The organism is Pseudomonas alloputida (assembly GCF_021283545.2).
GTDB lineage: Bacteria > Pseudomonadota > Gammaproteobacteria > Pseudomonadales > Pseudomonadaceae > Aquipseudomonas > Aquipseudomonas alloputida.
The window spans coordinates 563,221-583,836 of record NZ_CP128540.1 but is presented as its reverse complement, the minus strand read 5'-3'; the positions used below and the strand labels follow the sequence as shown (position 1 = coordinate 583,836).

Annotated in this window: 24 protein-coding genes, 1 tRNA gene and 1 pseudogene; 14 read left to right on the top strand and 12 right to left on the bottom strand. The window is 62.5% G+C overall.

The window, feature by feature from the left end; translation table 11 throughout:
• Positions 1–8: 8 nt before the first annotated feature.
• From nusB to nrdR, 6 genes are all read right to left on the bottom strand, one after another.
• Positions 9–509, bottom strand: coding sequence for a transcription antitermination factor NusB (gene nusB / locus LU682_RS02645; RefSeq protein ID WP_003255393.1), 501 nt, complete (start codon positions 507–509; stop codon positions 9–11).
• The gene (gene ribH / locus LU682_RS02640; RefSeq protein ID WP_003255395.1) at positions 506–982 is read right to left on the bottom strand and encodes a 6,7-dimethyl-8-ribityllumazine synthase; all 477 of its coding nucleotides are present in this window, start codon (positions 980–982) and stop codon (positions 506–508) included. The genes nusB and ribH overlap by 4 nt, the downstream gene beginning before the upstream one ends.
• 91 nt (positions 983–1,073) lie before the next feature.
• Positions 1,074–2,165, bottom strand: coding sequence for a bifunctional 3,4-dihydroxy-2-butanone-4-phosphate synthase/GTP cyclohydrolase II (ribBA, locus tag LU682_RS02635; protein ID WP_003255398.1), 1,092 nt, complete (start codon positions 2,163–2,165; stop codon positions 1,074–1,076).
• An 18-nt stretch (positions 2,166–2,183) separates the two neighbouring features.
• Positions 2,184–2,849, bottom strand: coding sequence for a riboflavin synthase (locus tag LU682_RS02630; RefSeq protein WP_003255399.1), 666 nt, complete (start codon positions 2,847–2,849; stop codon positions 2,184–2,186).
• A gap of 42 nt (positions 2,850–2,891) precedes the next feature.
• A complete protein-coding gene (gene ribD / locus LU682_RS02625; protein WP_049588007.1) occupies positions 2,892–4,022 on the bottom strand; it encodes a bifunctional diaminohydroxyphosphoribosylaminopyrimidine deaminase/5-amino-6-(5-phosphoribosylamino)uracil reductase RibD in 1,131 nt (376 codons plus the stop codon).
• Between the two features lie 2 nt (positions 4,023–4,024).
• Positions 4,025–4,489: a transcriptional regulator NrdR gene (gene nrdR, locus LU682_RS02620; protein ID WP_003255402.1), complete on the bottom strand. Its 465-nt coding sequence runs from the start codon at positions 4,487–4,489 to the stop codon at positions 4,025–4,027.
• 106 nt (positions 4,490–4,595) lie between these two features.
• Between nrdR and LU682_RS02615 the strand changes: the two genes are divergently transcribed.
• The 3 genes from LU682_RS02615 to trxA are packed head-to-tail and all read left to right on the top strand — an operon-like array spanning position 4,596 to position 6,606.
• Positions 4,596–5,042 carry a YbaY family lipoprotein gene (locus tag LU682_RS02615; protein WP_020191400.1) on the top strand — a complete coding sequence of 149 codons (447 nt, stop codon included), beginning with the start codon at positions 4,596–4,598 and terminating at the stop codon, positions 5,040–5,042.
• A 3-nt stretch (positions 5,043–5,045) separates the two neighbouring features.
• Entirely contained in the window at positions 5,046–5,702 is a 657-nt protein-coding gene (locus LU682_RS02610; RefSeq protein ID WP_049588009.1) for a class I SAM-dependent methyltransferase, read from the top strand.
• A 31-nt stretch (positions 5,703–5,733) separates the two neighbouring features.
• Positions 5,734–6,606 (top strand): thioredoxin, encoded by an 873-nt coding sequence (gene trxA / locus LU682_RS02605; protein WP_010951799.1) that lies wholly within the window; start codon positions 5,734–5,736, stop codon positions 6,604–6,606.
• A 151-nt stretch (positions 6,607–6,757) separates the two neighbouring features.
• On the opposite strand, the gene LU682_RS02600 is transcribed toward trxA, so the two are convergent.
• Positions 6,758–7,102 carry a hypothetical protein gene (locus LU682_RS02600; protein ID WP_010951798.1) on the bottom strand — a complete coding sequence of 115 codons (345 nt, stop codon included), beginning with the start codon at positions 7,100–7,102 and terminating at the stop codon, positions 6,758–6,760.
• 130 nt (positions 7,103–7,232) lie between these two features.
• On the opposite strand from LU682_RS02600, the gene LU682_RS02595 reads away from it, so the two are divergent.
• The 5 genes from LU682_RS02595 to LU682_RS02575 all read left to right on the top strand — a co-directional run bounded on the left by LU682_RS02595 (position 7,233) and on the right by LU682_RS02575 (position 11,222).
• On the top strand, positions 7,233–7,814 hold the full coding sequence (locus LU682_RS02595) for a DUF2796 domain-containing protein (protein WP_010951797.1): 582 nt from the start codon (positions 7,233–7,235) through the stop codon (positions 7,812–7,814).
• Complete coding sequence (locus LU682_RS02590) at positions 7,815–8,525, top strand: ABC transporter ATP-binding protein (RefSeq protein ID WP_010951796.1); 711 nt, start codon at positions 7,815–7,817, stop codon at positions 8,523–8,525. It begins immediately after the preceding gene.
• Positions 8,525–9,790: an ABC transporter permease gene (locus LU682_RS02585; RefSeq protein ID WP_010951795.1), complete on the top strand. Its 1,266-nt coding sequence runs from the start codon at positions 8,525–8,527 to the stop codon at positions 9,788–9,790. Before LU682_RS02590 ends, LU682_RS02585 begins: the two co-directional genes overlap by 1 nt.
• Positions 9,791–9,916: 126 nt before the next feature.
• Positions 9,917–10,429 carry a DUF3299 domain-containing protein gene (locus tag LU682_RS02580; protein WP_020191397.1) on the top strand — a complete coding sequence of 171 codons (513 nt, stop codon included), beginning with the start codon at positions 9,917–9,919 and terminating at the stop codon, positions 10,427–10,429.
• Positions 10,430–10,538: 109 nt separating this feature from the next.
• Positions 10,539–11,222, top strand: a complete 684-nt coding sequence (locus tag LU682_RS02575; protein ID WP_010951793.1) for an OmpW/AlkL family protein — start codon at positions 10,539–10,541, stop codon at positions 11,220–11,222.
• On the opposite strand, the gene LU682_RS02570 is transcribed toward LU682_RS02575, so the two are convergent.
• A complete protein-coding gene (locus LU682_RS02570; RefSeq protein WP_010951792.1) occupies positions 11,210–12,415 on the bottom strand; it encodes an MFS transporter in 1,206 nt (401 codons plus the stop codon). The two genes, LU682_RS02575 and LU682_RS02570, sit on opposite strands and share 13 nt — an antisense overlap.
• Before the next feature lie 102 nt (positions 12,416–12,517).
• Here LU682_RS02570 and LU682_RS02565 point away from each other — a divergent pair, with 102 nt between their 5' ends.
• A complete protein-coding gene (locus tag LU682_RS02565; RefSeq protein ID WP_010951791.1) occupies positions 12,518–12,961 on the top strand; it encodes a winged helix-turn-helix transcriptional regulator in 444 nt (147 codons plus the stop codon).
• 30 nt (positions 12,962–12,991) lie between these two features.
• On the opposite strand, the gene LU682_RS02560 is transcribed toward LU682_RS02565, so the two are convergent.
• Together LU682_RS02560 and LU682_RS02555 are read right to left on the bottom strand one after the other, a co-directional pair.
• On the bottom strand, positions 12,992–13,924 hold the full coding sequence (locus LU682_RS02560; protein WP_010951790.1) for an NAD-dependent epimerase/dehydratase family protein: 933 nt from the start codon (positions 13,922–13,924) through the stop codon (positions 12,992–12,994).
• The gene (locus LU682_RS02555; protein WP_003255419.1) at positions 13,917–14,801 is read right to left on the bottom strand and encodes a sugar nucleotide-binding protein; all 885 of its coding nucleotides are present in this window, start codon (positions 14,799–14,801) and stop codon (positions 13,917–13,919) included. Before LU682_RS02555 ends, LU682_RS02560 begins: the two co-directional genes overlap by 8 nt.
• Positions 14,802–15,059: 258 nt before the next feature.
• On the opposite strand from LU682_RS02555, the gene LU682_RS02550 reads away from it, so the two are divergent.
• The 3 genes and pseudogenes from LU682_RS02550 to LU682_RS02540 all read left to right on the top strand — a co-directional run bounded on the left by LU682_RS02550 (position 15,060) and on the right by LU682_RS02540 (position 16,908).
• The gene (locus LU682_RS02550; RefSeq protein WP_154070664.1) at positions 15,060–15,221 is read left to right on the top strand and encodes a hypothetical protein; all 162 of its coding nucleotides are present in this window, start codon (positions 15,060–15,062) and stop codon (positions 15,219–15,221) included.
• Between the two features lie 42 nt (positions 15,222–15,263).
• A pseudogene (locus LU682_RS02545) lies at positions 15,264–16,054 on the top strand (TSUP family transporter).
• Positions 16,055–16,062: 8 nt separating this feature from the next.
• On the top strand, positions 16,063–16,908 hold the full coding sequence (locus LU682_RS02540) for an alpha/beta hydrolase (RefSeq protein WP_049588011.1): 846 nt from the start codon (positions 16,063–16,065) through the stop codon (positions 16,906–16,908).
• An 11-nt stretch (positions 16,909–16,919) separates the two neighbouring features.
• Here LU682_RS02540 and LU682_RS02535 read toward each other — a convergent pair whose 3' ends face one another.
• Positions 16,920–17,729: a helix-turn-helix domain-containing protein gene (locus LU682_RS02535; protein ID WP_003255426.1), complete on the bottom strand. Its 810-nt coding sequence runs from the start codon at positions 17,727–17,729 to the stop codon at positions 16,920–16,922.
• Positions 17,730–17,907: 178 nt separating this feature from the next.
• Between LU682_RS02535 and LU682_RS02530 the strand changes: the two genes are divergently transcribed.
• On the top strand, positions 17,908–19,350 hold the full coding sequence (locus LU682_RS02530) for an alanine/glycine:cation symporter family protein (protein WP_010951788.1): 1,443 nt from the start codon (positions 17,908–17,910) through the stop codon (positions 19,348–19,350).
• A 63-nt stretch (positions 19,351–19,413) separates the two neighbouring features.
• Positions 19,414–20,412, top strand: coding sequence for an asparaginase (locus tag LU682_RS02525; RefSeq protein ID WP_079732569.1), 999 nt, complete (start codon positions 19,414–19,416; stop codon positions 20,410–20,412).
• A 106-nt stretch (positions 20,413–20,518) separates the two neighbouring features.
• On the opposite strand, the gene LU682_RS02520 is transcribed toward LU682_RS02525, so the two are convergent.
• Positions 20,519–20,614, bottom strand: a tRNA-Sec gene (locus tag LU682_RS02520).
• Between the last annotated feature and the right edge of the window lie 2 nt (positions 20,615–20,616).

Below are 20,616 nucleotides of genomic sequence, written 5' to 3'. Positions count from 1 at the left end.
CGCCAGGATCAGCGCTTGTTCGCCTTGACTTCTGCTTCACGCAGCGCAGGTGCAAGCTTGTCCAGTACGCCGTTGACGAACTTGTGGCCGTCAGTGGCGCCGAAGACCTTGGCCAGTTCCACACCTTCGTTGATCACGACGCGGTAAGGCACGTCGACGCGTTTGATCAGCTCCCAGGTGGACAGGCGCAGCACAGCCAGCTCGACTGGGTCGAGCTCTTCCAGTGCGATGGTCATGCAAGGCACCAGCGCTTTGTCGATTTCGCCCTTGATTGCCGGGACCCCATGCAGGATCTCGCGGAAATAGGCACCGTCGACATCGGTGAAATCGTTATCCACCCGGAATTGCGCTTCGATCTCGTTCAGCGAATGCTGGGCCATGTGCCACTGGTAGAGGGCCTGGGTCGCGAGCTTGCGGGCTTCGCGGCGCTTGGCGCTCTTGGAGGGCTTGCCGGCATCCGCAGGTTTTGGATCGCGCGGGTTGAAACGATCGCTTTCGTCGCTAATCACTTGGCCTCCAACTGCGCCAGCAGGCTGACCATTTCCAGTGCGGACAGGGCAGCTTCAGCACCTTTGTTACCGGCTTTGGTGCCAGAACGCTCGATGGCTTGCTCGATGGAGTCGACGGTCAGTACGCCGAAGGCCACCGGAACACCGAACTCCATGGACACCTGGGCCAGGCCCTTGGTGCACTCGCCCGCCACGTATTCGAAGTGCGGGGTACCGCCACGGATCACGGCGCCCAGGGCGATGATCGCGTCGTAGGCGCCTTGCTGGGCGACCTTCTGTGCCACCAGCGGGATCTCGAATGCACCCGGGGCACGGATGATGGTGATGTCGCTTTCGCTGACACCGTGGCGTACCAGGGCATCAACGGCACCGCTTACCAGGCTTTCGACAACGAAGCTGTTGAAGCGGCCAACCACCAAAGCATAGCGACCTTTGGGGGCGATGAAGGTACCTTCGATGGTCTTCAGGGTCATTCCGATATTCTCATCTTCAAGAGCGAGGCCGCATACAAGCGGCCTCGACAGGGGTCTGGACTCGAGCAGAGGGCGTCAATGCCGCCTCAAGTCACTCGGAGGGCACGTATTCTACAACTTCCAGATCGAATCCGGATATCGCGTTGAACTTCATCGGCGAACTCATCAGGCGCATCTTGCGCACACCGAGGTCACGCAGGATCTGCGAACCGGCACCCACAGTGCTGTAGGTGGTCGGTGCCTTGGCCGGCGCATCGCCCGCGCTTTCGCGGATGTGCGCCAGCAGCACGTCGCCGTCCAGCGGGTGCCCCAGCAGCAACACCACACCACTGCCGGCCTCGGCCACTGCGGCCATGGCCGCGCGCAGGCTCCAGCGGCCTGGCTGCTTGACCAGCAGCAGGTCGCGCAGCGGGTCCATGTTGTGCACGCGCACCAGGGTCGGTTCTTCCGCGCAGATCTTGCCCAGGGTCAAGGCCATGTGCACGTCGCCTTCGACCGCATCACGGTAGGTGACCAGGTTGAACTCACCCAGCTCGCTCTCCACCGATTGCTCGGAAACACGCTGCACGGTGCGCTCGTGGATCATGCGGTAGTGGATCAGGTCGGCAATGGTGCCGATCTTCAGGCCGTGCTCGGCGGCGAACACTTCCAGTTCGGCGCGGCGCGACATGGTGCCGTCGTCGTTCATCACTTCGCAGATCACGCCGCTTGGCTCGAAACCGGCCATGCGCGCCAGGTCACAGGCGGCTTCGGTGTGGCCGGCACGCGCCAGCGTACCGCCTGGCTGGGCCATCAGCGGGAAGATGTGACCAGGGCTGACAATGTCTTCGGCCTTGGCGTCCTTGGCAGCAGCAGCCTGCACAGTGCGTGCGCGGTCGGCGGCGGAAATACCGGTGGTGACGCCCTCGGCGGCCTCGATCGACACGGTGAACTTGGTGCCGAAGCCCGAGCCGTTGCGCGGCGCCATCAACGGCAGCTTCAGCGTTTCGCAACGCTCGCGGGTCATCGGCATGCAGATCAGGCCACGGGCGTGCTTGGCCATGAAGTTGATGTGCTCCGGCTGGCAGCATTCGGCCGCCATGATGATGTCGCCTTCGTTCTCGCGATCTTCGTCATCCATCAGGATGACCATTTTGCCCTGGCGGATGTCTTCGACCAGTTCTTCGATGCTGTTGAGCGCCACGCGGCACCCCCTTCTCAATCAGGATTTCAAGAAGCCATTGGCGGCCAGGAAGCTTTCGGTAATGCCACTGCCCTTGCTCGGTTCGGCGGCCTTGTCACCCAGCAGCAAGCGCTCCAGGTAACGGGCCAGCAGGTCGACCTCAAGGTTTACCCGACGCCCTGCACGGTAATCGGCCATGATGGTTTCGGACAGAGTGTGCGGGACAATGGTCAGCTCGAATTCGGCGCCATTGACCTCATTGACCGTCAGGCTGGTGCCGTCGACGGTGATCGAACCCTTGTGGGCGATGTACTTGGCCAGTTCCTTCGGTGCACGCACGCGGAACTGGATGGCGCGGGCGTTATCGCTGCGCGAAATGATTTCGCCAACCCCGTCGACGTGGCCGCTGACCAGGTGCCCGCCCAGGCGGGTAGTGGGGGTCAGGGCTTTTTCCAGGTTGACCTTGCTGCCGCTCTTGAGGTCGATGAAGGCGGTGCGCTTGAGGGTTTCGACGCTGACATCGGCCCAGAAGCCGTCGCCCGGCAGTTCTACGGCCGTGAGGCATACACCGTTGACGGCGATGCTGTCGCCGAGCTTGACGTCCCCCAGGTCGAGCTTGCCGGTTTCTACGTAGACGCGCACGTCACCACCCTTGGGGGTCAGGCTGCGGATGGTGCCAATGGATTCGATGATGCCGGTGAACATGGGGTCTTCCTCAAAAACGGTTTGCGCGGGGCAAGCCCGGCATTATACGCCGGGCGCTGGCAGGGGGATGGCCGTGACCCGCCAGTCATCGCCCACTGCGCGCATTTCGGTAATTTTCAGCCGTGGTGCTTCGCTCATCTTGTCCATCGGCCAGTCCAGTAGCGGCCGGGCCTGGGAGCCGAGGAAGGTGCCAGCGACGAACAGCTGGTATTCGTCGACCAGGCCTTGCCGTGCGAAGGCACCGACCAGGCCGGCACCGGCTTCCAGCAGGATTTCGTTGACGCCGCGGGCGGCCAGAGCGTGAAGCAGCGCCCCCAGGTCGACCTGGCCATTGTCGCCCGGCAAGCTGAGCAATTCGTGGCCGGCAGCGGCATAGCGCGGGTCATCTGCGACAGCAGTCACCACCAGAGCCGGGCCGGCCTGGAAGAACGGCGCCGCCAGGGGCAGGCGCAGACGGCCATCGACCAGCACCCGCAAGGGTGTGCGGCTAAGAGCCAGGGCAGTAGTTTCGGCATCCAGGCCCAGCTCGGCACCACGCACGGTCATGCGTGCGTTGTCTGCCAGCACGCTGGCGGCGCTGGTCAGCACCACGCTGGAGCGGGCGCGCAAGCGCTGCACGGCTGAGCGGGCGGCCGGGCCGGTGATCCACTGGCTTTCACCACTGGCCATGGCGGTGCGGCCGTCCAGGCTCATGGCCAGCTTGGCGCGAACGAACGGCAGGCCGTGCTCCATACGCTTGAGGAAGCCTGGGTTGAGGGCGCGGGCCTCGGCTTCGAGCACCCCGCTGGCCACTTCGATTCCGGCTTCGGCCAGGCGCCGCAGGCCCTGTCCCGCCACTTGCGGGTTAGGGTCCTGCATGGCTGCGACTACACGCGCCACACCGGCCTTGACCAGCGCTTCGGCACACGGCGGCGTACGGCCATGGTGGCTGCATGGTTCCAGGGTGACATAGGCACAAGCACCTCGGGCAAGTTCACCGGCCTGACGCAGGGCATGCACTTCGGCATGGGGCTCGCCGGCGCGAACGTGCCAGCCTTCGCCAACCACTTCGCCATCACGCACGATCACGCAGCCTACGCGCGGGTTCGGGTGGGTGGTGTACAGGCCTTTACGCGCCAGCTCCAGCGCACGGGCCATGTAGTGGGCGTCAAGGATGGCGGCTTGGCTGGGCATGTTCACTCTTTAGCTGGCTCACGGGCCAGGCGGTCGATTTCTTCGCGGAACTCGTCGAGGTCCTGGAAGCGCCGGTACACCGAGGCAAAGCGGATATAGGCCACTTCATCGAGTTTGCGCAACTCGGCCATGACCATTTCACCGACCACCAGCGATTTGACTTCGCGCTCGCCCGTCGCACGCAGCCGGCTCTTGATGTGCGCCAGCGCAGCTTCCAGGCGCTCGACGCTGACCGGACGCTTTTCCAGGGCCCGTTGCATGCCAGCGCGCAGCTTTTCTTCGTCGAAGGGCTGGCGCGTGCCGTCCTGCTTGATCAGCCGGGGCAGCACCAGCTCGGCGGTTTCGAAGGTGGTGAAGCGCTCGCCGCAGGCCACGCATTCACGGCGGCGGCGCACCTGCTCGCCCTCGGCGACGAGGCGAGAGTCGATGACCTTGGTGTCGTTGGCACCGCAAAAGGGACAGTGCATGGTGGCAGGCAACAAAAAAAGGGAGGGCCATGGTAGCGCATTGCACTGGCAAGACAAGCCAAAGGGGTTAACATCCATGGGAAATATGCCCGTGAAGGACTCCCCCATGCACTACCGAGCGCTCGTCGTGCTGTGCTGCGCCGCTTTGCTTGCCGCCTGCGGCAGCGACAGGCCAAAGACCGACAACCCGGCGCCCGCGCCAGCCCCCTCGGCCAAGGCCGAAGTACCGGGCCCGTTGCCGGCCTACCAGCGCGAGCTGAGCGGCACCTTGCTGGAAATCCCGGCGGGTGCCGAGGTGGAACTGGCCTTGCTGGTGATCGACGAACGCGACCGCCCGCAGCGCCTGCTGGCCAGCAGCAACCTGACCGGTACCGGCCAGGCGCTGCCCTACCACCTGCGTTTCAACCCCGAAGCCTTCCCGCCCGGTGCCCGGGTCGAACTGCGTGGCCGCGCCAGCAACTCCGGCCAGCTGATCATGCACCTGCCCCCGGTGCGCATTACCCAGGCACAAACCCAGGCCACCGGCCCGCTGCGTTTCGAAAAGGCGCCTTAAGTGATGCCGCTGGCCCTGCAACAGGCCCTCAGCGGCCTGATCGGCGAAGCACGCCTGATCGTCAGCGAACTGCCCGACTGTGACCTGAAGCTATGGCTGATCGACGATCAGAACATGGATCGCGCCTTCAGCAGCGAAGAAACCCGGCGCATTCTTGAAGAACCTCCCTATTGGAGCTTCTGCTGGGCCAGTGGGCTGGCAATGGCCCGCTACCTGGCCGAACGCCCGGAATGGGTGGCAGGCAAGCGCGTGCTGGACTTTGGCGCCGGCTCTGGTATCGCCGGCATTGCTGCTGCACGCGCCGGTGCACGGGAAGTGGTGGCCTGCGACCTCGACCCGCTGGCCCTCGCTGCCTGCCGTGCGAATGCAGCACTGAACGGGGTGACACTAAGCTACAGCAGCGATTTTTTTGCCGAGGAAGACCGTTTCGACCTGATCCTGGTTGCCGATGTGCTGTACGACCGCGCCAACCTGCCGCTGCTGGATGCCTTCCTGAGCCGCGGTCGGCAGGCCTTGGTGGCCGACTCGCGGGTACGCGACTTTAGCCACCCGTTGTACCAGCAATTGGGCGTGCTCGAAGCACTGACCCTGCCGGACCTGGCCGAGCCACACGAATTCCGCCGGGTCAGCCTGTACCACGCCAGCCGCGACACCTTATAGTGGAGCCATACACGAGTTTGCGAGAGTCGCGATGACCCAAGACACGCCTTACATTTTCGACGCCACCGATACCAACTTCCAGCAACTGGTGATCGAGAACTCCTTCCACAAGCCGGTGCTGGTGGACTTCTGGGCCGAGTGGTGCGCGCCGTGCAAGGCGCTGATGCCTTTGCTGGCAAAGATTGCCGAGGGTTACCAGGGCGAACTGCTGCTGGCCAAGATCAACTGCGACGTGGAGCAACAGGTGGTTGCCCAGTTCGGCATCCGTAGCCTGCCGACAGTGGTGCTGTTCAAGGACGGCCAGCCGGTGGACGGTTTTGCCGGGGCACAACCGGAATCGGCGATCCGCGCCATGCTCGAGCCGCATGTACAAATGCCCGCCGCGCCCACCGCCGCGCCACTGGAGCAGGCAAAGGCACTGTTTGCCGAAAGCCGTTTTGCCGAAACCGAAACGCTGCTACAGGCGCTGCTGGGTGAGGACAACAGCAATGCCGAGGCGCTGATCCTGTATGCCCGCTGCCTGGCCGAGCGTGGCGAGCTGGGCGAAGCGCAAGTGGTGCTGGATGCAGTCAAGACTGACGAACACAAAGCTGCGCTGGCCGGTGCCAAGGCCCAGCTGACCTTCCTGCGCCAGGCTGCCAGCCTGCCGGAAGTGGCTGACCTTAAAAGCCGTCTGGCGCAGAACCCGCAAGACGACGAGGCGGCTTATCAGCTGAGCATTCAGCAACTGGCTCGCCAGCAGTACGAGGCGGCGCTGGAAGGTCTGCTGAAGCTGTTCCAGCGTAACCGTGGCTACGAGAACGGGCTGCCGCAGAAGGCGCTGTTGCAGGTGTTCGAGTTGCTGGGTGGCGATCACCCGCTGGTTGGTGTTTATCGTCGCAAGCTGTCGGCGGCGATGTTCTGAGTGACCTTGAAGCCTGCGCTGGACCTGTTGGAGCGGGCATGCCCGCGAAGAAACCAACACAGTGGATGGCACCGGCTCTGCCGGTGTTCGCGGGTAAACCCGCTCCTACGGGTGACCGCGCAGGCGTTTCAATTTTCAAGCAAGACAGCGCTCACCCTACCCAGTGATAAACGGGCGCATCCACGCCACTCTCCACCTTGACCTCACTGCTGTGCCGCAAGCGCACCAGCAGCCGCTTGCCCGCCGCCGTACTCCCTGCCAGCCCTTCCAGGCGGTCCAGCAATTCCGGCCCGCTCATCTGTCCTGCCAGACGCAACACATCACGCGCCGCAGCCCACTGAGCGTCATTTTGGCGCGGCCCGGCCACCGCAGCGGTCGCCGCAGCCTGGGCTACCACCGGCACCTCGGTCTGTCGCCCCAGTTGCGCCCACTCTTCAGGCGTAAGCTCGATGGTCAGGTCCACCGGCCAGTCACCAATCTGTCCACGAATTCTCATGATGCATTCCTTGAACCCACGTCAATGCAGCCATGCTACCGCAACATGAAAGATGCGCCACGCAGGCTGGCGGCGCGCCGAAATCTTGTTATAACATAACCCTATCTTTCAGCCCGCTCCGGAGTCGTCCATGTGTCGCCTGCTGCTCGCCCTGCCCTTCGCTTTGCTGCCACTGGCCGTGGCCCATGCTCACGATGACCATGATCATGACCACGCCCACGGCTCCCTCGGCGCCCACGAGCATGGCGTAGCCAAGCTCAACGCAGTACTCGATGGCAATACCCTGGAACTGGAGCTGGACAGCCCGGCAATGAACCTGGTCGGCTTCGAGCATGCCGCCAGCAGCGATGCCGACAAGGCCAAAGTCGCCGCTGTGCGCCAGCAGCTTGAACAACCCCTGAAGCTGTTCGGCCTTTCTGCTGCCGCGGACTGCAAGGAAGAGCAGCAGGCGCTGGAAAGCCCTCTGTTCGGTGACGCAGCGAAGGCCGACGACGATGGTGACGAGCACGAACATGAACACGACCATCAGCACAGCGACATCGGCGCCCACTATCAGCTGACTTGCGCCAACCCCGACAAACTCACACAGCTGGACCTGGCGCCGCTGTTCAAGGCCTTCCCCGCCACCCAGAAAATCAACGTGCAACTGATCGGCCCCAATGGCCAGAAAGGCGTGGAAACCACGCCAACCAAGGCAGCGGTCGCCTTCTGAATGAACCAGCCGTTGATCGATCTGCATGACCTGGTGTTCGCCTGGCCAGGTCACCCGCCGCTGCTGGATATTCCGGCATTGCGCCTGGACGCTGGTGAAGCACTGTTCCTCAAGGGCCCCAGCGGCAGTGGCAAGACGACCTTGCTGGGCCTGCTGGGCGGGGTGAACGTGCCGGTCCAGGGCCGCATCCAGTTGCTCGGTCAGGACCTCGGCAGCCTGAGCCAGGGCGCCCGCGACCGCTTTCGGGTCGATCACACAGGGTATATCTTCCAGCAGTTCAACCTGCTGCCGTTCCTCTCGGTACGTGAAAACGTCGAACTGCCCTGCCGCTTCTCGCGCAGCCGCAAGGCACGCGCCGAGCAGCGCCATGGCAGTGTTGACCAGGCGGCCAGCACGCTGCTGACCCACCTGGGCCTGGGCGACCCTGCCATGCTCGCCCGCCGCGCCGACAGCCTGTCGATCGGCCAGCAGCAGCGGGTCGCCGCCGCCCGCGCACTGATCGGCCAGCCTGAACTGGTGATCGCCGACGAACCGACCTCGGCACTGGATGCGGACACGCGCGAAGCATTCATCCGCCTGCTGTTCGATGAGTGCCGCGCCGCCGGTGCCAGCCTGCTGTTCGTCAGCCACGACCAGAGCCTGGCGCCGCTGTTCGACCGCCACCTGTCGCTTGCCGAACTGAACCGCGCCGCCAAGCCCCGGGAGGCCTGATGTACCTGCTCCGCCTTGCCTTGGCCAGCCTGGCCAACCGCCGATTCACTGCGTTTCTGACCGCCTTTGCCATTGCCCTGTCGGTGTGCCTGCTGCTGGCTGTTGAGCGGGTCCGTACCGAAGCCCGTGCCAGCTTCGCCAGCACCATCAGCGGCACCGACCTGATAGTCGGTGCACGCTCCGGCTCGGTGAACCTGCTGCTGTATTCGGTGTTCCGCATTGGCAACGCGACCAATAACATCCGCTGGGACAGCTTCCAGCACTATGCACAGGACCCACGGGTGAAGTGGGCAATCCCGATCTCGCTGGGCGACTCGCACCGCGGCTACAGAGTGATGGGCACCACCACGGATTACTTCAGCCATTATCAGTACGGCCGCCGCCAGCATCTGCAACTGAGCCAGGGGCGTGAGTTTGCCAACGACCCGTTCGAGGTAGTGCTCGGCGCTGAAGTGGCCGAGGCATTGCACTACAAGCTGGGTGACAAGCTGGTGCTGGCCCACGGCGTGGCCGCAATCAGTCTGGTCAAGCACGACGACAAGCCGTTTACCGTGGTCGGCGTACTCAAGCGCACCGGCACCCCCGTCGACCGCACCCTGCATATCAGCCTGGGCGGAATGGAGGCGATCCATATCGACTGGCACAACGGCGTACCCGCCCGTGGCGCCGGGCGCATCAGCGCCGAACAGGCCCGTACCATGGACCTGCAACCTGCCGCCATCACTGCGTTCATGCTTGGCCTGAACAGCAAGATCGCAACCTTCAGTTTGCAGCGAGAGATCAACGAGTACCGCAGCGAGCCGTTGCTGGCGATCCTACCTGGGGTCGCCCTGCAGGAACTGTGGAGCCTGATGGGCACTGCGGAACAGGCATTGTTCGTGGTGTCGCTATTCGTGGTGCTGACCGGTTTGATCGGCATGCTCACGGCGATTCTCACCAGCCTCAACGAACGCCGCCGGGAAATGGCGATCTTGCGTTCGGTCGGGGCCCGGCCTTGGCATATTGCGGGGTTGCTGGTACTGGAAGCACTGTCACTGGCCTCGGTCGGGATCGTGGCCGGGCTTGGCTTGCTATATGCGGGTATCGCCCTGGCACAGGGATATGTGCAGGCCAACTATGGTTTGTACTTGCCACTGGCTCTGCCGAGTACCCATGAATGGACCTTGCTGGCTATCATCCTGGGGGCCGCGTTGCTGATGGGCAGCGTGCCGGCGTGGCGGGCTTACCGGCAATCGCTGGCTGACGGCCTGTCCATACACCTCTGAGTGCGCGTAATGATCAAACACCTCACCGCCTGCTTCGCGGGCACGCCCGCTCCCACAGGGAGCCCCGCAGGCTTTGGAGCTTGTGCAGTACCTGTGGGAGCGGGCATGCCCGCGAAGAGGCCGGCAATGCACATGCTGCTGGCCTTGCTGTTGCTGGTAGCGATGCCTCTATGGGCCGCCGAACCCAAGGAGCTGGACTGGCCCGCACTGATCCCTGAAGGTGCCCCGGTCATCCCGCCACAACTGGCGCCGCTGCACGACATGTCACAGCTCAGCAACGCGCTGTCTGCCGAGTCCGCACCTCCCGCGCGCCAGCAGGCGCCCGACGCGCCAGTGGTAAAAAGCCTCGACGGCCAACAGGTCAAACTTCCCGGCTACATCGTGCCACTGGAGGTCAGCGAAGAAGGCCGCACCACCGAATTCCTGCTGGTCCCTTACTATGGCGCGTGCATCCACGTGCCGCCGCCACCGCCGAACCAGATCGTGCATATTTTCAGCGAGATGGGCGTGCGCGTCGAAGACCTCTACCAGCCCTATTGGATAGAGGGAAAGATGCAGGTCAAAGCTTCCAGCAGCGAGCTGGCCGACGCCGGCTACCAGATGGAAGCCGAGAAAATCTACGCTTATGAGCTGAGATGAGAACTGTTTCGAATTCGTGAAGACGCTTCGTTGAGCTGGGTCAAACTTTCCGTTTAACCAGCTCCGTACCATTGGACTACTCGATTAATAACGTCCTTTGGGAGCTTCCATGAACAAGTCCTTGCTGGGTGCCTCGCTTGTGGCCCTTGCGCTCGCCGCCCCTGCCGCCCACGCCTATCAGGCGGGGGACATGATCCTGCGCGCAGGCGCCATCACCACCGCCCCGAACGAGAGCAGCGGCGACCTCAAGTTCGACGGCAACAAGGTGTCGGGCACCAAGGCGACCCTGGACAGCGATACCCAGTTGGGCCTGACCTTTGCCTACATGCTCACCGACCACATCGGCCTGGAGCTGCTGGCAGCTACCCCGTTCAAGCACACCGTCGGCGTAAAAGGTCTGGGCGGCGGGCTGGACGGCAAGCTGGCGGACATCAAGCAACTGCCGCCAACGCTGTCGCTGCAGTACTACCCAATGGAGCCAAATTCGCGCTTCCAGCCGTACGCTGGCGTCGGTATCAACTACACCCTGTTCTTTGACGAAGACTTGAGCAGCGCACGCAAGGAACAAGGCTTCAGCAACCTCAAGCTGCAGGATTCGGTAGGTATCGCCGGCCAACTGGGCATGGACTACATGCTGACCGACAACCTGCTGGTAAACGCCTCGGTCTGGTACGTCGACATCGACACCAAGGCCAGCGTCAACGGCCCGACCGCCCTTGGCTACAGCAAGACCAAGGTCGACGTCGACGTCGACCCGTGGGTATACATGGTCGGTCTTGGCTACAAGTTCTGACCTGAACATTGCAGGGCGGCCTCGGCCGCCCTCGCGCGTTGCAGCCATAGCCAGTAGCACAGTGCGGCGGCACTGATGCCCATGCCAAGCCCACACACCGCAACCCAGCCCCAGTGTGCAAACACCCAGCTCGCCAACACCGCCCCCAAACCGCTGCCCAGCGAATAGCAACACATGTAGGCGCCGATCAAACGGCTAGCCATCGCACCACGTCCGGCCAGCAACAGGCTCTGGTTGGTGACATGCACTGCCTGCACGGCAAAGTCCAGCATCAGCACACCCAGCACGAAGGCCAGCAAAGAATGTTCGACGAACGCTGTTGGCAGCCACGATAGCGTCAGCAGGGCCAACGACACTCCGGTCGTACACTCACCGCGCCCAAGGTCAGCCAGACGACCAGCATGCGAAGCCGCCAGCGTGCCCGCCACACCTGCCAGGCCAAACAGGCCGATCTCGGTATGGCTCAGTGTCAGCGGCGCAGCGCTGAGTGGCATGACCATGGCACTCCACAGCACGCTGAATGCGGCGAAGATCAACACACCGAACACACCGCGCTGGCGCAGCAACCGGTCGTGCCGATACAAGCTGAACTGGGCCACGATCAGCGCCCGGTAACCCGGCCGGATCCCCATCGGCTGCCCGCCGGGCAGACTGCGCCACAGCACCAGCGCCAGCAACATCAACAGCCCTGCGGAAGCCAGGTACACACTCCGCCAACCGGCCAGGTCGGCCAGCCCGCCCGAAGCCAGCCGTGCCAGCAGAATACCCAGCACCACACCACTGGTGACGGTGCCTACCGCCTGCCCTTGCTGGCCAGGTGAGGCCAGGCTCGCAGCATGAGCCACCATCACCTGCACCATGACTGCCATCAACCCGGTGATCGCCAGAGCCAGCAGCAATATTGCCCAGTTCGGCGCCATGCCAACGCCGACCAGCGCAAGCGCCGCGAACAGCAACTGGCCAAGCAACAAGCGTTTACGGTCGACCAAGTCCCCGAGCGGCACAATCAGTAGCAGCCCCAGGGCGTAGCCCGCCTGGGTCGCGCCGACTACCCAGCCAATCTGCTGCTGCGCCACTCCCAACTCAGCAGCCATCGACTCAAGCAGCGGTTGAGCGAAGTACACCGTCGCCACCGCCATTGCGCTGGTGGTGGCAAGCAACAGGGTTATCCAGCGTGTCAGCGAAGGTGTCATCGGGCAAACCTCTGGAATCTGGTTTCAATTTGAAACCACACGCTGGCTATTTAGCAAATGTGGTTTTAATCTGCAACCAGATAATCAAGACAGGCTTGCCCCATGCTCGATGAAAACAATGCGCAGTGCCCCGTAGCCCGGGCTCTGGAGGTACTGGGTGACCGTTGGGCGCTGATGATCCTGCGTGATGCCTTCGACGGCCTACGGCGTTTCAGTGAATTTCAGAAGAACCTGGGGTTGGCGAAGAACATCCTCACCTCGCGGCTAAAGCTGTTGGTGGAAAGTGGGTTGCTGATGACACAGCCGGCGTCGGATGGCAGTGCCTATAAAGAATATGTGCTGACCGATAAAGGGCGGTCGGTGTTTCCAGTGGTGGTTGGTTTGAGGCAGTGGGGGGAGCGGTTTCTGTTCGAGGCGGGAGAAGCGCGTTCGGAACTGGTGGACGGCGTGACGGGGCAGGCGCTTGAAATATTGCAGGTCCGTGGCCAGGATGGGCGGGTCTTACATCCCGAAGATTGCCAGCGCAGAAGGGTGCGGCATGGGTGATGTCAGGGCTGCTGAGCAGCCCCGCGGGGCTCAGCCTTTACCGAGAAGCTTTGTCAGGCCTTCAACCATCGGCGTCACCTGCGCAAACTCGAACCGCGCCAACAGCCGCTGGTTATCTGCTCGCGAATGGCGGATATCACCCGATCGCGCCGCCGCATAGCTGATCGCTGGCAAGCTCCCCACAACCTTCTCCAGCGCGGCCAGCAACTGGTTCAGTGAGGTCGCCTGGTTCAGCCCGATGTTCACCGCCCCCTCCTCGACCTGCGGCTGCTCCAGTGCCTGCACCATCACCTGCACCAGGTCGCCCACATAAAGGAAGTCCCGGGTCTGTTCGCCGTCACCGAACACTGTAATCGGCAAGCCCTGCACAGCACGCTCGCAGAAGATGCTGATCACCCCGGAATACGGTGAGGAAGGGTCCTGCCGTGGCCCGAAGATGTTGAAGAAGCGAAACACCACCGGCTCCAGACCATGCTGGCGACGGTAGAAGTCCAGGTACTGCTCACTGGCCAGCTTGTCCACGGCATAAGGGGTCAACGGCGCCTTTGGCGTGTCTTCGGAAATCGATTCCCCTTCACCATTGTTGCCGTACACCGCTGCGCTGGAGGCGAAGAGCACCCGGCGCACGCCATGCACGCGCATGGCTTCGCAAACGTTGAGGGTACCGATGAAGTTACTCTGGTGGGTACGCACCGGGTCTTCGACCGATGCCTGAACCGACGCTACCGCCGCCAGATGCACCACAGCACGGCAGCCAGCCGCAGCCTGAGTGACCAGCCCTGCATCGGCAACATCACCTTCGATCAGTTCCAGCCGTGGGTGATCGACCTGCAGATTGCTTCGCCGGCCGGTGGAGAAGTCGTCGAGAATGCGTACGGCGTAGCCTTTGTCCAACAACGCATCGCACAGGTGGGAGCCAATGAAGCCGGCACCGCCGGTGATCAGGATGGGGGCGTCAGCCATGGCGGTAGAACCGGTCCAGTAGAGGTGGCAAGCCAGCGCGCCAGGCACGCGGCTTGATACCGAAGGTATGAAGGATTTTCTTGCAGGCCAGTACCGCGTGCTGTGGCTCTTCGCTGGCATCCGGGCGCGCGGCATGGGCCTGCGGCGTGGGGGCCTGAACGGCCAGCTGGCGGTATTGGCCGGCCTCGGCGAGGATCGCCTGGCCCAGCGCCAGCGGCGTGGTCGCCTCATTGCCGGCGTAATGGTAGGTGCCCCACAGCGGCGCATTGCAATCCAGTTGCTTGAGCACCGACAGGATCACTCGGGCGGCATCATCGACCGGCGTCGGGTTGCCACGTCGATCATCGGCCAGCAGCAGCTCCTGTGGTTGCTCGGCACGGGTCAGGAAGCGGCCCAATGCGCCATCGATGCTCTCGTCCAGCAACCAGCCAAAGCGCAGCAACACATGCTGCGGGCAGGCCGCACGCACGCTCTGCTCGATGCGCCATAGGGCCTGGCCACGCAAGCCCAGCGGCACTGGCTCGTCCTTTTCGCTATAGGCCGTGGCCCGCGAACCATCGAACACACGGTAGCTGGAGGGCTGCACCAAGGTGATCTGATGGTGCTGGCACAGCTCTGCCAACCGCTCCACCGCCCGCTCCTGTTGAGCCAGGCGCTGCTCGCTGACCGACTCGGCCTGGAACCAGTCGAAGTAATAGGCCAGGTTGACCAGCGCGTCGGGGCGATGGTCATCGAGCAGCTGAGTGAGGCTTGAGGGCGCCCAGCCGTTCTCGGGCGGGCGCGGTGCCAGGAAAGCGATGTCCTCCTCGGCCCCAAGACGAATCAGCGCTTGCCCGAGGGCATTGCCACCACCCAACAGCATTAGGCGCATACGCATAGAGTCAGCAGATCCGGAGAGGTTGATGAGAAAAAAGAGTCATTTTGCGGTTTCCTGCCCGGGAAGTCCAACACCGGACCCGTTCGATGCCACAGGGCGTGATTCCACAGTTTCACCGCTCAATACCGCCACAGACAGAAATTTCCTACGACATACGAGGAATGGGCTGACTACCACGTCACGGCATAACTGCATTGAATAGTCGACTCCCCACTTGCCAGCCAGGGAGTTTCACACAAAAACGACAAGGAACGTTCAATGCCTCATTCGGAAGCTGCCTACCTGGATTTCTACCCAAAGCAAAGCCAGGCCATAGCCTTTGCAAGCCAAACCCTTGCTGATTTGGGTGGACCGGAGGCTAAAGGAGTAGCACTTCAGGCTCGTATATTCGCCGATCAACTCGAGAAAGGTGCTCGCTGAAGACCCGCTGCTGGTACGTGGTTGAGCACAGGAAAATACTCCATGATCGAAATCGACTTGACGTTTGTTCTGCTACTCGCACTGGTTGCACTGATGGCCGGCTTTTTTGATGCTATTGCCGGGGGCGGTGGCCTTATCACGCTCCCGGTGTTGTTTATTGCCGGTGTAGAACCCTTGGCAGCTATCGCCACTAACAAGTTCCAGGCAGCTTCGGCTACGGTTTCGGCTACGTGCGCCTTCGCCCGCAAAGGCATGATCGACTGGAGACGAGGCAGTCCCATGGCTGTCATGGCGTTTATCGGTGGGGCGCTGGGGGCCTTGTCGATAACTTTGTCCCCAAAAACGTTTTGCAGGCGTGCGTCCCACCACTGCTGATCCTGATCGCCGCCTACTTTGCCTTCAGTCCAAAGCCGAATGAACAAGCGCGCAAGGCAAAGGTATCGACCAGCCTATTCTGCGTGACGGCTGCACCCATCATTGGCTTTTATGACGGCATCTTCGGCCCCGGAGTCGGCTCGTTCTTCATGCTGGCCTGCGTGGTCCTCTTGGGCCAGCACCTCATTCAAGCCGTATGCACCAGCAAGCTTTTGAACGCGGCCTGTAACCTGGGCGCACTATCCGTCTTTTCTCTCAGCGGGGCGATCATCTGGCCGCTGGCGCTGGCAATGGCGCTCGCCGCCTTTCTGGGCGCACAATTGGGGGCTCGCTGCGCAGTTCGCTTCGGCTCGCGCCTCATAAAACCGCTGCTGGTCAGCGTCTGCTGCATCATGGCACTCAAACTGCTGCTCGATACCGGCAACCCGCTCGGCGAATGGCTCAACCAGTTCTTCTAGAGAGCACCATGCACATTCAAATGGCTTCCCCGCAGCGCGTGAAGTGGCAGTTTGACGAGCCCGCCCCGGGCAAAGAGCTGTTCATCAATGAAGTCTTTGGAAACTACCAGCAACAGGCGCGATTGCTGGTACCTGATATCGAGCGCGCAGCTCCCGCATTCGTCTTGGGGGGCGCGCGTTCCGACTTTACCCGGCTCAACCCCCTGCTTTATCGCCTGCAAGCCGCGGGCATTGGTTCACTCACTGGCAATCTGTCAGGTCACAGCCTCGCCAGCGAGCCAGGCGCAATGGCGCCGTCACTGGCGACGAACCTTGATGAAGCACAGCGTTTCCACGCGCATATCGCGCCTCGATGCCGAACGCTCATAGGCCATAGCCTTGGCGGGGCAATTACGCTTAAGCTTGCAGCACAGTTGCCACAAGTGGACAGCATCGTATTGATCTGTCCCGCAGTTTATCCAGACCATGCCCACCAAGCGCCGTTCGGCCCGGCATTCACTGCGGCCATCAACAAGCCTTTCGGTTTTCTGGAGAGCGATAGCTATACCTTCCTCAACCAGTTTCGTGGAAGAGTATTAATGGTGATCGGCGAGTACGACGGGCTCAACTCCCAGAGATTCGGCAAAGGCCCCGGCACCAGCGCTGGCAACCTGTGGCTTGCCGGCACTGAACGCTATAGCCCGATTCCTGAAGAAGTTAACCTCGCCTTGATGCGAGCAGTTCCAGCGTCGCGTTTGCAATGCCTGTTTCTTACCGACTGCGACCATGGCATCGCGGCACATTTGCGCAGTACTCCGGCAATAGCGGACCAGGTTGCCGACACGGTCGCAACGTTCATCCTCGACAATGCTTAAGGCGTTTAGCATTACTCGATCTCGAACAGACCATTGCGCAATGGCGCCACGCTCAATCGCTCACGCACATCGTCATCTATGCGCGGATCATCCGGCCGGTACAGTTTCACCTGCCGATACGCATTGATGCGATTGATCTCCTCGCCCAGGTATTCCCACACCACCCGGGTACAGGCTGGGTTGCGCCGGTCGCCGCTGGATACGCCGGCCTTCAAGCCATTCAGCCGGGTAATGCGGCTTTTGAAGCTGGGGATGAGGATGGTCTGGCTCATTTCGTTGAACGTCAGCGACTCGTAGTCGATGAGGAACATCCGGTCCTGCAGCTGGAACGCCGCCCCCAGGTAGCGGCAGCGTACCTCGGCATGCTGATCGGTGGCGCTGGAGCGCTCCTGCCGTTCCTGGCGCTCGAACAGAAAACGGCCGCGTTCTTCCCACAGGTGCACCAGCGACACGAGGGTCGTGCCCGGCACCGACATGCAGTTGGAGTACTCGAAGTAGTAACCGCAATAGCGCGAAAGGTTGCCGCCATGTTCGTGCAACGGGCGGAACAACTCGCTGATCGGGTCACTGGGTTGCTGGGCCTGGGGCGATACCCGCGCACCGATCAGACGGGCGAACTGCTCGGCGGGCAGGTTCAGTTCGTAATCCTCGACACCGAAGAAGTCGCCGATACGCTTCAGGTTGAAAGCCGTCGGACGGCTTTGCCCGCTCAGGTACTTGTTGAACTGCGCGCGGTTGATCGACAGCTGGCGGCAAACTTCGGAAATAGAGCGGTAGTGACTGCAGGCAAGTTTGAGGTTTGTAGCGAAGTGATCGCTCATATGCGGAATCCAGGTGACGCGAATGACGCCATTGTAGCATCAAGTCGCATCAAGTCAGAGCAATCCGCGAAATTGTAACCACTCTTGTCATAGCCAACCATGCGCCCCAACGAATAGCGGTGCGCCTGCCGTCCGCTGGTCTTTCCACACGAAGAATAAGAATCGAGGTCATTTTCCAATGCTCGAAGTAATCAACGATTTCCTTTCGGGGAAACTCCTCATCGTGCTGATCGTCGGGCTGGGTAGCTACTTCACCATCCGCTCCCGGTTCGTCCAGTTCCGCCACTTCACCCATATGTTCAGCGTGTTCAAGGAATCGCTGCGTGGCCAGGCAGGCCAGCTGAGCTCCTTCCAGGCCCTGATGCTGAGCCTGGCCGGCCGCGTGGGCGCCGGCAACATCGCCGGTGTCGGTATCGCAGTGACCCTGGGTGGCCCTGGTGCCGTGTTCTGGATGTGGGTTACCGCACTGGTGGGCATGTCCAGCAGCTTCTTCGAATGCACCCTGGCCCAGGTGTACAAGCGCGCTGATGGCGACGGCCTGTACCGTGGCGGCCCAGCCTACTACATCCAGCACGGGCTGAAGCGCAAGAGCATGGCCATCGTGTTCTCGATCTTGCTGCTGGTCACCTACGGCTTCGCCTTCATCGGCCTGCAGTCGTACACCGTCACCCACTCGCTGCAGAATGCCTTTGCCTTCGACCCAAGCCACACCGGTATTGTGCTGGCCGTACTGCTGGCCATCACCTTCATCGGCGGCATCAAGCGCATCGCGGCGGTGTCGGACCTGCTGGTACCCGTCAAGACCTTGGCCTACATCGGCGTGACCCTGTACGTGATCGGCACCCAGATCGAACACGTGCCAGCCATGCTGGAAACCATCTTCAAGAGCGCCTTCGGCCTCGACCCGGCGTTTGCCGGCCTGCTCGGCAGCGCCATCGTCATGGGCGTGAAACGTGGCGTGTTCGCCAACGAAGCAGGCCTGGGCAGCGCGCCGAACGTCGCCGCCGTGGCCGCGGTGAAACACCCGGGCGCACAGGGCGTGGTCCAGGCCTTCAGCGTGTTCCTCGACACCTTCGTGATCTGCACCTGCACCGCCTTGCTGATCTTGCTGTCGGGCTTCTACACCCCGGGCTTCGAAGGTGACGGCATCGTCCTGACCCAGAACTCGCTGGCCGCCGTAGTCGGTGACTGGGGGCGCGTGTTCGTCAGCGTGGCGCTGTCGCTGTTCGTCTTCACCTGCATCCTCTACAACTACTACCTCGGCGAGAACAGCCTGCAATTCCTCAGCCGTAACCGCGTAGTGTTGATGGTGTTCCGTGGCCTGGTGCTGGCACTGGTCGTGTGGGGTTCGATGCAAGACCTGTCGACCGTGTTCGCCTTCGCCGACATCACCATGACCTGCCTGGCCTTCGTCAACCTGGTGGCCCTGGCCCTGCTGTTCAAGGTCGGCCTGCGGGTCATGCGCGACTACGACGACCAGCGCAAGGCCGGTGTAAAGCAGCCTGTGTTCGACTCGTCCAAGTTTGCCGACCTGGACCTGGACCGCAATGCCTGGCCTGCCAATCCGCAGGTGGAAACAGCCACTGACAAAGCAGTCGGCCAAGTTCAGACGCAGCGCTGATATCCTCCCCTGCCCAGCCGCCCCTTCCGCGGGCGGCTTTTCTTTGTCCGCTCACCGCTACGGATGCTTTCCATGCGCGCAGTAAAGAATCTTCTCGTTCTCTATACCGGTGGCACCATCGGCATGCTCGAAACCCCGGAAGGCCTGGCACCGGCCGGTGGTTTTGAAGCACGGATGCGTGAACACTTTGCCCAGATGGCCAATGCACCCCAGGTGCAATGGACACTGCACGAGCTGAACCCGCTGCTCGACAGCGCCAATATGCAACAGCACAACTGGCTGGCGATGCGCGATGCCATCGTCGCGGCGGTGGATGTCGCGGGCCACGATGGCGTGTTGGTGCTGCACGGTACCGACAGCATGGCCTACAGCGCTGCTGCGTTGTCGTTCCTGTTGCTGGACCTGCCAGCACCAGTAGTGCTGACCGGCTCGATGCTGCCGGCAGGTGTCCCGGACAGCGATGCCTGGGACAACCTGTGCGGCGCATTGCGCCAGTTCGAACACGGCCTGGAAGATGGCGTGCAGCTGTACTTCCACGGGCAGCTGCTGCATGGCTGTCGGGCGTCGAAGCTACGCAGCGAAGCGTTCGATGCCTTTGCTGCGCTGCCACGCCACCGTGACGCTGAGCGGGCCGATACGATCCCTGCCGAACTGGGCTACAAGCAGCCGCGCAAGCCGGTCAACCTGGCGGTTGTGCCAGTATTCCCGGGGCTTCAGGCCGGGCATTTGCAGGCCTTGATAGACAGCGGTGTGCAGGGTTTGCTGCTGGAGTGCTACGGCAGCGGGACCGGGCCATCTGATGACCAGGCGCTGCTGAATGTGCTGAGCACAGCGCGCCAGCGCGGCGTGATGCTGGCGGCTATCAGCCAGTGCCCGGAAGGCTCGGTGGTGTTCGACACCTATGCAGCGGGCAACCGCTTGCGCGGAGCCGGGCTGGTCAGTGGCGGTGGCATGACCCGTGAAGCAGCCCTGGGCAAGATGGTGGCGCTACTGGGCGCAGGGTTGGATGCTGACGCAGCAGACCGCTGGTTTGTCCTGGATTTGTGTGGCGAGCGGGCTTGATCAGCGCCCTTGAGGGCCTCTTCGCGGGTAAACCCGCGCCTACGACGATTGCGTTTCCTGTGTAGGAGCGGGTTCACCCGCGAAGAGCCCCTAAAGGGTGAAAAAATGGCGGAAGGCAGCGGGAGTCGAACCTGCCCGGGAACGGCTGCCGTCCCCAACCGGGTTTGAAGCCCGGCCGCGCCACCGGGCGCGATTGCCTTCCTT

What these genes read in the sequence shown, in the direction of transcription:
- ribD (WP_049588007.1), bottom strand. Translation starts at nt 4,022, where the DNA reads ATGCCCAGCCAAGCCGCCATCCTTGACGCCCACTACATGGCCCGTGCG.
- LU682_RS02560 (WP_010951790.1), bottom strand. Translation starts at nt 13,924, where the DNA reads ATGGCTGACGCCCCCATCCTGATCACCGGCGGTGCCGGCTTCATTGGC.
- LU682_RS02610 (WP_049588009.1), top strand. Translation starts at nt 5,046, where the DNA reads ATGCCGCTGGCCCTGCAACAGGCCCTCAGCGGCCTGATCGGCGAAGCA.
- LU682_RS02565 (WP_010951791.1), top strand. Translation starts at nt 12,518, where the DNA reads ATGCTCGATGAAAACAATGCGCAGTGCCCCGTAGCCCGGGCTCTGGAG.
- LU682_RS02580 (WP_020191397.1), top strand. Translation starts at nt 9,917, where the DNA reads ATGCACATGCTGCTGGCCTTGCTGTTGCTGGTAGCGATGCCTCTATGG.
- LU682_RS02555 (WP_003255419.1), bottom strand. Translation starts at nt 14,801, where the DNA reads ATGCGTATGCGCCTAATGCTGTTGGGTGGTGGCAATGCCCTCGGGCAA.
- LU682_RS02540 (WP_049588011.1), top strand. Translation starts at nt 16,063, where the DNA reads ATGCACATTCAAATGGCTTCCCCGCAGCGCGTGAAGTGGCAGTTTGAC.
- LU682_RS02600 (WP_010951798.1), bottom strand. Translation starts at nt 7,102, where the DNA reads ATGAGAATTCGTGGACAGATTGGTGACTGGCCGGTGGACCTGACCATC.
- LU682_RS02535 (WP_003255426.1), bottom strand. Translation starts at nt 17,729, where the DNA reads ATGAGCGATCACTTCGCTACAAACCTCAAACTTGCCTGCAGTCACTAC.
- nrdR (WP_003255402.1), bottom strand. Translation starts at nt 4,489, where the DNA reads ATGCACTGTCCCTTTTGCGGTGCCAACGACACCAAGGTCATCGACTCT.
- trxA (WP_010951799.1), top strand. Translation starts at nt 5,734, where the DNA reads ATGACCCAAGACACGCCTTACATTTTCGACGCCACCGATACCAACTTC.
- LU682_RS02585 (WP_010951795.1), top strand. Translation starts at nt 8,525, where the DNA reads ATGTACCTGCTCCGCCTTGCCTTGGCCAGCCTGGCCAACCGCCGATTC.
- LU682_RS02615 (WP_020191400.1), top strand. Translation starts at nt 4,596, where the DNA reads ATGCACTACCGAGCGCTCGTCGTGCTGTGCTGCGCCGCTTTGCTTGCC.
- LU682_RS02575 (WP_010951793.1), top strand. Translation starts at nt 10,539, where the DNA reads ATGAACAAGTCCTTGCTGGGTGCCTCGCTTGTGGCCCTTGCGCTCGCC.
- LU682_RS02550 (WP_154070664.1), top strand. Translation starts at nt 15,060, where the DNA reads ATGCCTCATTCGGAAGCTGCCTACCTGGATTTCTACCCAAAGCAAAGC.
- LU682_RS02525 (WP_079732569.1), top strand. Translation starts at nt 19,414, where the DNA reads ATGCTTTCCATGCGCGCAGTAAAGAATCTTCTCGTTCTCTATACCGGT.
- LU682_RS02595 (WP_010951797.1), top strand. Translation starts at nt 7,233, where the DNA reads ATGTGTCGCCTGCTGCTCGCCCTGCCCTTCGCTTTGCTGCCACTGGCC.
- ribH (WP_003255395.1), bottom strand. Translation starts at nt 982, where the DNA reads ATGACCCTGAAGACCATCGAAGGTACCTTCATCGCCCCCAAAGGTCGC.
- LU682_RS02530 (WP_010951788.1), top strand. Translation starts at nt 17,908, where the DNA reads ATGCTCGAAGTAATCAACGATTTCCTTTCGGGGAAACTCCTCATCGTG.
- LU682_RS02590 (WP_010951796.1), top strand. Translation starts at nt 7,815, where the DNA reads ATGAACCAGCCGTTGATCGATCTGCATGACCTGGTGTTCGCCTGGCCA.
- LU682_RS02630 (WP_003255399.1), bottom strand. Translation starts at nt 2,849, where the DNA reads ATGTTCACCGGCATCATCGAATCCATTGGCACCATCCGCAGCCTGACC.
- LU682_RS02570 (WP_010951792.1), bottom strand. Translation starts at nt 12,415, where the DNA reads ATGACACCTTCGCTGACACGCTGGATAACCCTGTTGCTTGCCACCACC.